Origin of the sequence: Streptomyces sp. 150FB, assembly GCF_000818195.1 — a bacterium.
GTDB lineage: Bacteria > Actinomycetota > Actinomycetes > Streptomycetales > Streptomycetaceae > Streptomyces.
In genome coordinates, this window is the sequence record NZ_JTHL01000001.1 from 6,258,155 (window position 1) to 6,267,808 (window position 9,654).

At 71.9% G+C, this 9,654-nt stretch carries 9 protein-coding genes and 2 pseudogenes; 7 read left to right on the forward strand and 4 right to left on the reverse strand.

Annotated elements, in window-relative coordinates:
- From QR77_RS27050 to QR77_RS27070, 5 genes and pseudogenes are all read left to right on the forward strand, one after another.
- Window positions 1-1,036: pseudogene (locus QR77_RS27050) on the forward strand (hypothetical protein); the annotation flags it as partial.
- Window positions 1,037-1,219: 183 nt separating this feature from the next.
- Window positions 1,220-2,155, forward strand: coding sequence for an ABC transporter ATP-binding protein (locus QR77_RS27055; protein ID WP_040024659.1), 936 nt, complete (start codon window positions 1,220-1,222; stop codon window positions 2,153-2,155).
- Complete coding sequence (locus QR77_RS27060; protein WP_040024660.1) at window positions 2,152-2,889, forward strand: ABC transporter permease; 738 nt, start codon at window positions 2,152-2,154, stop codon at window positions 2,887-2,889. Before QR77_RS27055 ends, QR77_RS27060 begins: the two co-directional genes overlap by 4 nt.
- A gap of 56 nt (window positions 2,890-2,945) precedes the next feature.
- Window positions 2,946-4,166 (forward strand): sensor histidine kinase, encoded by a 1,221-nt coding sequence (locus tag QR77_RS27065; RefSeq protein WP_078877881.1) that lies wholly within the window; start codon window positions 2,946-2,948, stop codon window positions 4,164-4,166.
- 21 nt (window positions 4,167-4,187) lie between these two features.
- Window positions 4,188-4,802 carry a response regulator transcription factor gene (locus QR77_RS27070; RefSeq protein WP_040024661.1) on the forward strand — a complete coding sequence of 205 codons (615 nt, stop codon included), beginning with the start codon at window positions 4,188-4,190 and terminating at the stop codon, window positions 4,800-4,802.
- Window positions 4,803-4,837: 35 nt separating this feature from the next.
- On the opposite strand, the gene QR77_RS27075 is transcribed toward QR77_RS27070, so the two are convergent.
- Window positions 4,838-5,704 carry a transglutaminase-like domain-containing protein gene (locus QR77_RS27075; protein WP_040024663.1) on the reverse strand — a complete coding sequence of 289 codons (867 nt, stop codon included), beginning with the start codon at window positions 5,702-5,704 and terminating at the stop codon, window positions 4,838-4,840.
- 17 nt (window positions 5,705-5,721) lie between these two features.
- Complete coding sequence (locus tag QR77_RS27080; RefSeq protein WP_040024664.1) at window positions 5,722-6,780, reverse strand: GNAT family N-acetyltransferase; 1,059 nt, start codon at window positions 6,778-6,780, stop codon at window positions 5,722-5,724.
- A gap of 141 nt (window positions 6,781-6,921) precedes the next feature.
- Between QR77_RS27080 and fdxA the strand changes: the two genes are divergently transcribed.
- Complete coding sequence (gene fdxA, locus QR77_RS27085; RefSeq protein WP_003985062.1) at window positions 6,922-7,242, forward strand: ferredoxin; 321 nt, start codon at window positions 6,922-6,924, stop codon at window positions 7,240-7,242.
- An 84-nt stretch (window positions 7,243-7,326) separates the two neighbouring features.
- A complete protein-coding gene (gene dapC / locus QR77_RS27090; RefSeq protein WP_040028733.1) occupies window positions 7,327-8,421 on the forward strand; it encodes a succinyldiaminopimelate transaminase in 1,095 nt (364 codons plus the stop codon).
- Between the two features lie 206 nt (window positions 8,422-8,627).
- Here dapC and QR77_RS27095 read toward each other — a convergent pair whose 3' ends face one another.
- Window positions 8,628-9,092: a hypothetical protein gene (locus QR77_RS27095; RefSeq protein ID WP_040024667.1), complete on the reverse strand. Its 465-nt coding sequence runs from the start codon at window positions 9,090-9,092 to the stop codon at window positions 8,628-8,630.
- A gap of 288 nt (window positions 9,093-9,380) precedes the next feature.
- Window positions 9,381-9,654 (reverse strand): annotated as a pseudogene (locus tag QR77_RS27100) (hypothetical protein); the annotation flags it as partial.

Genomic DNA, 9,654 nt, shown 5'->3' on the forward strand with positions numbered 1-9,654 from the left:
GGCGGCCGACGGCCTTCCCGGCGCACCCAACATCACGCCCCCGAAGGGCTCGGCGCCCGCCCGTGCGGCGGCCCCGCCCGCGCCCGTCAAGAAGGGCCGCTCCAAGCTGGTCCTCGCCGTGGTCGCCCTCGTCGTGGTGGCCGGCGGCTTCTACGGCGCCGGTCTGCTGATGAACCACTCCGACGTGCCCAAGGGCACGACGGTCCTCGGCGTCGACATCGGCGGCGGCACCCGCGACGACGCTGTCAAGAAGCTCGACAGCGTGCTCGGTTCGCGCGCCTCGGCGCCGCTCCACCTCGGGGTCGGCGGCAAGACGGCGGAACTGCCCCCCGAGAACGCGGGCCTCAGCCTGGACAGCCAGGCGACCGTACGCGGCGCCGCCGGCAGCGACTACAACCCGGTCACCGTGATCGGTTCGCTCTTCGGCCAGGCCCGGATCGTCAACCCGGTGATCCCGGTCGACCAGGAGAAGCTGACCGCGGCGCTCACCGAGCTGTCGGGGACGTCGGGTTCGGCGAGCGAGGGCACCATCAAGTTCGAGCCCGGCAAGGCCGTCGCCGAACCCGGCAAGGTGGGCAAGGCGCTGGACGTCAGCCAGTCGATCGTCTCCGTACGTGACGCCTACCGCAGCCAGGTCCAGACGGGCCGGCCGAGGACGGTCGAACTGCCCGTCACCACCCGCGAGCCGACCATAAGCCAGGCCGAGATCGACCGGGCGATGAAGGACTTCGCCGAGCCGGCGATGTCCGGGCTCGTCACGATCAAGGCGGGGGACAAGCAGATCCAGTTCGGCCCCGCCAAGTCCCTCCCGAAGATCCTCTCCATGAAGGCGATCGACGGGAAGCTGGTGGAGGTCTACGACAAGACGGCCATCACCGAGCTGCTCGACGGTGTCTTCAACGGCATCACCATCACCAAGGGGGACGGCCAGCAGCACCCGGTCTCCACCGACGACGTGACGCAGGCGCTCCAGAAGGCCCTGCTGGGCAAGACCCCGGCGGAGCGCACCCAGGTGATCGACCTCAACCCGAGCTGACGCGACGCACGCGGCCCGGCCGAGATCGGAGGAGCCCCCCGCCCGTACCGGGCGGGGGGCTCCGTCGTACGCCCGGAGGCCGGGCCTTCCCGGACTGTCACCCGTTTCGGATGACGGATGTCATGCCGAGCTCACGACCCATGGCACTGACGGCGGACCCCGCCCCCGGGAGAGGCTTGGCGCATGACGACAACAGCGGCGCCTCCCACCACCGTGGTGAGTTTTGAGAACGTGAACAAAAGCTACGGAGCCGTCCACGCCGTGGCCGGTCTCTCGCTGGACCTCCACCCCGGCGAGACCGTCGCGCTCCTCGGCCCCAACGGCGCGGGCAAGTCCTCCGCCCTCGACCTGCTGCTCGGCCTGCGGAAGCCCGACTCGGGCAGCGTCTCGGTCTTCGGCATGTCCCCGACCGCGGCCATCGCGGCCGGCCGGGTCGGCGCGATGCTCCAGAGCGGCGGCCTGATGGAGGACGTCAAGGTGCGCGAGCTGGTCAAGCTCGCCTGCGACCTGCACAGCAAGCCGTACCCGGTCTCCGAGGTGCTCGCCAGGGCGGGCATCACCCAGATCGCCGACCAGAAGGTCAACAAGCTCTCCGGCGGCCAGGAGCAGCGCGTGCGCTTCGCGCTCGCCACCGCGGGGGCCAACGACCTGATCGTCCTCGACGAACCCACCACCGGCATGGACGTCACCGCCCGGCAGGCGTTCTGGGCGACCATGCGCGAACAGGCCGATCAGGGCCGTACGGTGCTGTTCGCCACCCACTACCTCGAAGAGGCCGACGCGATCGCCGACCGGGTGCTCGTGCTGTACCGGGGACGGCTGCTCGCCGACGGCACCGCCGCCGAGATCAAGGCGAAGGCGGGCGCCCGCCGGATCACCTTCGACCTGGCGCCCGACGACGGTGGCGTGATCGACGAGAGCGCGCTGCGCGGACTGCCGTTCCTGAGCGCCGTCGACATCTCCGGCACGACCGTACGTATGCAGTCGCACGACGCCGACGCGACCGTGCACGCGCTGTACGGGCTCGGCCTGTACCCGCGCAACCTGGAGGTCGCCGGACTCGGCCTGGAGCAGGCCTTCGTCGCCATCACCGAGGCCGAGGAGGCCAGGACCGCGTGAACACCCTGATCAAGCTGGAGATCACCCGCACGCTGCGCAACAGGAAGTTCATGTTCTTCTCGGTGATCTACCCCGCCGTGCTGTTCCTCGTGATCGCGGGACCGCAGGGCAGCGGCAACGTCCCGGGCACCGCCCTGAGCCTCAGCGCCTTCTACATGGTCGCCATGGCGTCCTTCGGCGCGCTGACCGCCGTACTCATGGGCAACAGCGAGAAGATCGCGAAGGAGCGCGAGAAGGGCTGGGTGCGCCAGCTCCGGCTCACCTCGCTGCCGGGACGCGGCTATGTCCTCGCCAAGATCTGCAGCGCCGCCGTCGTCTCGCTGCCCTCGATCATCATCGTCTTCATCGTCGCCGGCGCCTCCAAGGGAGTGAGCCTCGCCGTCTGGCAGTGGATCGCCCTCACCTTTGTGATCTGGGCGGGCAGCGTCTGCTTCGCGGCGCTCGGCGTGGCCATCGGCTACCTGGCGTCGGGCGACGCCGTCCGGCCGATCACCATGATCATCTACTTCGGGCTCTCGATCCTCGGCGGCCTGTGGGTGCCCACGACCGCCTACCCGCGGTGGCTCCAGAACATCGTCGAATGGCTGCCCACCCACGCGTACGCGGGTCTCGGCCAGGCCGTCGAACTGGGCGGCTCACCGCATCTGAAGGACGTCGCCATCCTGGTCGTGTACACGCTGCTCTTCGCGGGCGGCGCCGCCTGGCTCTACCGGAAGGACACACTGAAGGCGTGAGTGAAGCCACGTTCCCCTCCGTCGGACAGCCGCCGACGAACCGCCGTCAGTCGTTCATGAAGCTGATGTGGGTCGGCATCTGGCTCGCCTTCCTGGGCGCTCCGATCAGCGATCTCTTCAGCGGTACGTACTCGGCGGCCGGCACCGTTTTCGGGACGCTCAGCCTGGTTCTCTTCGTGGCCGGCTATCTGGCGCTGATCTTCCGGCACACCGGCAGGCCGCTCCAGCGCTGGCTGGTCCACGGAGAATTGGCCGCCCTGTTCGTCCTCGCGGTCGTCCTCCCGCTCACGCTGGGCTCGCCCTGGCTGGTGCTCTTCGTCTACGTGTCGGTCTCGGCGGGAGCGGCGCTGCCGGTCCGGCTGTCGCGGTTCGCGATCGCAGGCGTCACCGTGGCGATGATCCTGATCGGTCTGCACACCGGGAACGACGACGGCTTCGTGACCGCCCTCGTGGTCCCCTCGCTGCTCGGCGGGTTCGCCATGGCGGGCGTCGGCCAGCTCGTGCGTACGACGATCGAGCTGCGCGAGGCACGGGCCACGGTGGCCGCGCTCGCCGCCAACGAGGAGCGGCTGCGGCTCGCCCGGGACCTGCACGACCTGCTCGGCCACTCTCTCTCGCTGATCACGCTCAAGAGCGAGCTGGCGGGGCGGATGCTCCCGGGGCAGCCCGAGCGGGCGGCCGAGCAGGTGGCGGACATCGAGCACGTCAGCCGCCAGGCGCTCAACGACGTACGGGAAGCGGTCAGCGGCTACCGCAGGCCCACCCTGCCCGGCGAGCTGGCGGGGGCGCGCACGGCGCTCGCCGTCGCGGGCATCACCGCCGACGTACCGTCCGAAGCCCCCTCCGACCTGCCGGGGGACGGGCTGTGCGAGGAGAGCGAGGCGGTGCTCGCCTGGTCGCTGCGGGAAGCGGTCACCAATGTCGTACGTCACAGCGGGGCCCGCCGCTGCGCCGTCTCACTCACCGCGCGCCAGACGCTGCGCGGACCCGTGGTCGAACTCACCGTCGAGGACAACGGGCGCGGCGCGGCCGGCGCCACCTCGCGCGCCGCCCCGCACGGCAACGGGCTGACCGGTCTGACGGAACGCCTCGCCAAGATCGGCGGCACGCTGGAGGCGGGCCCCTCGCGGGGCGGCTTCGTCCTGAGGGCACGGGTCCCGATGGGCGCGGGACCGGCCGTCGGTGCCGCCGGGAGCCGCGGCCCGGTTCCTGGCCCGGTTCCTGGCCCGGTTCCTGGGCCGGTTCCTGGGCCGGTTCCTGGCCTGGACAGTGCCTAGTCAGGGCCTAGGATCCGGTGCATGAGCCGCACGATCAGGGTCCTCCTCGCCGAGGACCAGTCCATGGTGCGTGAGGCGCTGGCCGCCCTGCTCGGTCTGGAACCGGACATCGAGGTGGTCGCGCAGGTCGCGCGCGGCGACGAGGTGCTGCCCGCCGCGCTGGCCCATGACGTGGATGTCGCCCTGCTGGACATCGAGATGCCCGGCATGACCGGCATCGAGGCTGCGGCGGCCCTGCGGACCGCCCTGCCGCGCCTCAAGGTCGTCGTCCTGACCACCTTCGGCCGCCCCGGCTATCTGCGCCGCGCGATGGAGTCGGGCGCGCAGGCGTTCCTCGTCAAGGACGCGCCGGCGGCCCAACTGGCCGAAGCGGTACGGAAGGTGCTCGCCGGCGAGCGGGTCATCGACCCGACCCTGGCGGCGGCGGCCCTCGCCGACGGCGCCAACCCGCTGACCGACCGCGAACGCGAGGTCCTGCGGGCCGCGTCCGACGGCTCGACCAATGTGGAACTGGCCGCCGCACTGCACCTGTCGCAGGGCACCGTCCGCAACTACCTCTCCACGGCGATCCAGAAACTGGCGGTGCGCAACCGCGCCGAGGCCGTGCGGATCGCCCGCGAGAAGGGCTGGCTGTAGGGATACCGGTCCGGCCTCCGCCGGGGGCCCGGCGGTCAGTTGAGCATCGCCCGTGCCGCGCGTGCCTTGCGCCGGATCGCCTCCGCAGTCGACGGCTCGAACGTGCCCACCACCAGCGCGTATTCCTCCATCTCCGCCGCCCCCGCCAGGAACTCGCCGCGCCTGACGAGGAGTTGGGCGTGGTCGTAGCGCAGTCTGGCCGGGTGGGAGGGCAGCAGCAGGGACAACTCGACGGCCCAGAGCGCCACATCCGTACGGTCCATCCGGGAAGCGGCCCACGCGCGGATGTTGTTGAGGATCCGCAGCACGATGTCCAGCGGGTCGGCGGGTGCGAAGGCCGAAGCGACGGGCTCGGAGCCGGTAAGGGCGGTGACCAGTTCCCCCGCCTCGGAGCCCGTCAGCAGCCGGCCGCCCACATACGGATCGGCGATGACCTGCTCGGCCGGGTCCCCGAAGCCGACGACGAAGTGGCCGGGCAGCGCCAGCCCGTACACCGGCGCGCCCGCGCGGCGCGCGACCTCCATCCAGACCACCGAGAGCAGGATGGGCAGCCCCCGCTTGCGCCGCAGCACCTCGTGCAGCAGCGAGGAGCTGAGCCGCCCGTAGTCCGCGGCGGTCCCGAGGAAGCCGCAGCGCGCCCCCAGCAGTTCGGCGAGCGCCGCGGCCCAGGCGCGCGCCCCCGAGAGCCCGAACGGCAGCAGCCCGGCCAGCCGGTCGAGTTCGATCTCGGCCTCGTCCAGGCCGGCCTCGCCCAGCGACGGGTCGGCCTCGGCGCCGATCAGCAGACAGAGCGTCACCAGGTCGGGCCGCTCGGCGCGGGCCTCCTCGGCGAATCGGCGGCGGCGCTCGGCGGCGGCCTTCCGCTCAGGTGGTTCCCGCTGTTCCGGTTCTTCCGGCTGCATACGCGACTCGTACCCGCTCAGGATGTTCGGAAATGGTGGTAGCGATGATGCACGTCGAAGCCCATCGCGTCATACAGCGCCCGCGCCCCCTCGTTGTCCGACTCGACCTGGAGCCAGCCGGCCGACGCGCCCTCCTCCAGCGCGCGCCGGGCGAGCGCGGTCATCACGCTCGTGGCCAGGCCCTGCCGCCGGTGGGCCGGGTCGACCTCCACGGCCATGAAACCGGCCCAGCGCCCGTCGACCACGCACCGGCCGATCGCAGCGGGCACGCCGTCCCCGGCGTCCCCGCCGTTCTCACCGTCCCCGCCGCCCCCGCCGCCCCCGCCGTTCGCGTCCCGCTCCCCGGCGACCGTGGCGAACCACACCGAGGGGCCGCCGCGCAGCACCTGGAGCACATGCGGCCCCGGCGTCCCGACCCGCTGGTAGCGCCGCAGCCACGCCGCGTCGCACTCCCGCCCGAGCCGCACCCGGGAGACGTCCGCGTCGCGGTCGGCGAGCGGCGCCAGTGCGCCGATCCGTACCTCGGCGGTCACCTCCCGCCACCAGCCGCGCCGCTCCAGCTCCGCGCAGAGCTGCTCCTGGGTGCCCTCGGCGCCCGTCGCCGCCTGGACGTACGGAGGCAGCCCCCGCGCCTCGTACCACTGCCGTACGCGCGCCAGCGCCTCGTCCAGCGGCATCCCGGGGTCGCCGGAGGGCAGCGCGGAGTTGGCGCGGCGGGTGAAGCCGGACGCCGCGCGCAGCCGCCAGTCGCCGAGCGCCTCGCTCTCCACCGGCTGCCAGCCGCGGGCGAGGACCGCCGTCAGCTCCTCGAACGACGTGGCGGGACCGCGCCGCCGCGCCGGTGCGGGCGGCACCACTTTCCCCGCGACCAGCGCCGATTCCGCGATACGGACAGATTCGCCGTCCTTACGTGTGATGAAGAGCACACCAGCGTCCCAGGATGTGAGAACGCCCACCGTGTCGCTGAACTTCCGCGCGCCGGGCCCGGCCCCGGTCAGTCGTCTGACAGAGACGCGTTTTCCCACGTCAGCGGGGGTTACGTAAACCTTGAGCCGTCCGCCGGCCGTGAATTCCACTTCTCTGTCCGCCCCTCCTGTTCGGATCATGCCCAGGAACGGAGATACTAGGTGTGGGCATCGACGACGCCGCGCTCCCGCGCGCCCGTGGACGGAGCCGCAGATCGGCCCGCCGCCGCCCTATCGAGGAGGAACGACAGCGTGACCTACGTCATCGCGCAGCCTTGTGTCGACGTCAAGGACAAGGCGTGCATCGAGGAGTGCCCGGTCGACTGCATCTACGAGGGCTCCAGGTCCTTGTACATCCACCCGGACGAATGCGTCGACTGCGGAGCCTGTGAGCCGGTCTGTCCGGTCGAGGCGATCTTCTACGAGGACGACACCCCGGAGGAGTGGAAGGACTACTACAAGGCGAACGTCGAGTTCTTCGACGAGCTCGGCTCGCCCGGTGGCGCTTCCAAGCTCGGCCTGATCGAGCGGGATCACCCCTTTATCGCCGCGCTGCCGCCCCAGAACGGCTGACAGCGCACTGTCCCCGGTCCCGTACGGCCCGCCGCCGTACGGGACCGGGGCGTTTCGACATCCGTACGAGAAAGTGTGAGCACCGTGTCCGCAGTCTCTTCGCGCCTCCCCGTCTTCCCCTGGGACAAGCTGGAGCCCTACAAGGCGACGGCGGCGGCCCATCCGGACGGGATCGTGGACCTGTCCATCGGCACGCCCGTCGACCCGGTCCCCGCGGTGATCCAGCGGGCCCTGACGTCGGCGGCGGACTCGCCCGGCTATCCCACGGTGTGGGGCACGGTCGAACTGCGTGACGCGCTGACCGGTTGGGCCGGACGGCGGCTCGGCGCGCGGGGGATGACCCACGGACACGTCCTGCCGGTGGTCGGCTCCAAGGAACTCGTCGCCTGGCTGCCGACACAGCTCGCGCTCGGCACCGGCGACCGGGTCGCCTTCCCGAGCCTCGCCTACCCGACGTACGAGGTGGGCGCGCGGCTGTGCGGCGCCGAGCCGGTGCCGTACGACGACCCCACGGCGCTCGACCCCGCGGGGCTGAAGCTGCTGTGGCTCAACTCGCCGTCGAACCCGACCGGGGCCGTGCTGTCCAAGGACGAGCTCACCCGGATCGTCGCCTGGGCCCGCGAGCACGGTGTGCTGATCGCCAGCGACGAGTGCTATCTCGACCTCTGCTGGGAGACCGAGCCGTTCTCGGTGCTGCACCCGGACGTCTGCGGCGGCTCGTACGAGGGTCTCCTCGCGGTCCACTCGCTCTCCAAGCGCTCGAACCTGGCCGGCTACCGCGCGGCCTTCGTCGCCGGTGACGCCGCCGTTCTGTACGAGCTGCTCCAGGTCCGCAAGCACGGCGGGATGATGACCCCGGCGCCCGTGCAGGCGGCGACGGTGGCCGCGCTCGGCGACGAGACGCACGTACAGGAGCAGCGGGCGCGGTACGCGGCCCGGCGCACGGCCCTGCGGGCGGCGCTGGAGGCGCACGGCTTCCGTATCGACCACAGCGAGGCGAGCCTGTACCTGTGGTCGACGCGGGACGAGCCCTGCTGGGACACCGTGGCGCACCTCGCCGAACTCGGCATCCTGGTGGCGCCCGGCGACTTCTACGGGCCCGGCGGCGGGCGTCACGTACGGGTGGCGCTGACCGCCACCGACGAGCGGATCGAGGCCGCGGTCAAGCGACTGGGCTGAGCGGCGGCCGGGCTGTGGCTGTCGGCTTGCGGCTGTCGGCCCGCCACGTGGACGTACAAGAGGGCCCGGGGAGCTTCGTGCTCCCCGGGCCCTCTTCGCCGTCGTACGGCCCGCTGAGGGGCCGTCAGTGCCCTTGTGGGCGCGTCCGGTGCGGGACGGGCCCGGGCAGGGGCAGGTGGTTCGGGTCGTACCGGTCAGGCGTGGGCTCAGCCGAGCGGCAGGCCCGAGACCGGCAGGCTGGGCAGGCCGCCGCCGAGCGCGCCCTTGGAGCCGCTGCTCGCCGGCTTCGCCGGGTTCGCCGAGTTCGCCGAGTTCGCAGACGTCATCGTCTGGCCGAGGGCCTCGCCGGCGCTGCCCGCGGTCTCGCCGGCCACCTTCTGCGCGGCGGGGGTCGCCGTCTTCGCGGCGCCGCCGACGGCCTTGCCGGCGGCCGGGACGGCCGTCTCGATGGTCTTGCCGCCCACCGTGCCGACCACCTTGGTCGCCGTCTGGGCGCCGTTGTCGACGGTGTCGCCGACCTGGGCGCCGTCGAGCGCGGTCAGGGCGCTCAGGTCGGTCGCCTGGGGCAGGGCGGCGGCACTCGCCGCGCCGGCCGCACCGACCACGGGCGCCGCACCCGCCGCGATGAGCAGCGCGACACGGGCGATCCGACGGGTCAGGGGGAGGGACATGGTGCTCCTTTGAAGGGAGAGAAACGGTTCGTGTCCGTCGATCGGACACAGTGACAACCCCTCCGAGGGCGGCGAAAGTTGCGGTGCGGCAGGGTAAAGAGTTAGCAATGCGTCGCATTATCGGGTACGGATAAAAACGGTCAAACGAGTCTGTTCGAAAAGACCTGGTGAATCGTCACTCCGCTTACGGCGCAAGGCATTTGGCGAATGCGGCCCGCTCCGGCGACTCATCGGACGAGATGCCGTCCGTATATGCCGCCAGTAACTCCTGCGGGCGACCCTTCCGTACTACCGCGCGATCCGGATTCGAACTGCCGCCGTGTCCGAGGCCTTCGGCGCGCCGTCCGCCCGCCGCCAGCCGTCGCCGGCGTCCTCGGCGCTCCAGACGCGGCCTCCGTAGGAGACCTCGTCGATCCGCAGCTCGGCGGCGCTCGCCACCGCCCACTGCGCCAGCTCCCAGCCGCGTTGTACGGGCCCGCCGTCGACCGCCTCGCCGTGCTCGCCGCCCGCCGTCCCCGGCGCCTCCACGACCGGTACGGACACCTCGTCCGGCTTCGCGGCG

Excerpts from the sequence above, each read along its gene's own strand:
- QR77_RS27075 (WP_040024663.1), bottom strand. The coding sequence starts at position 5,704 with ATGCAGCCGGAAGAACCGGAACAGCGGGAACCACCTGAGCGGAAGGCC.
- QR77_RS27065 (WP_078877881.1), top strand. The coding sequence starts at position 2,946 with ATGAAGCTGATGTGGGTCGGCATCTGGCTCGCCTTCCTGGGCGCTCCG.
- QR77_RS27070 (WP_040024661.1), top strand. The coding sequence starts at position 4,188 with ATGAGCCGCACGATCAGGGTCCTCCTCGCCGAGGACCAGTCCATGGTG.
- QR77_RS27055 (WP_040024659.1), top strand. The coding sequence starts at position 1,220 with ATGACGACAACAGCGGCGCCTCCCACCACCGTGGTGAGTTTTGAGAAC.
- QR77_RS27095 (WP_040024667.1), bottom strand. The coding sequence starts at position 9,092 with ATGTCCCTCCCCCTGACCCGTCGGATCGCCCGTGTCGCGCTGCTCATC.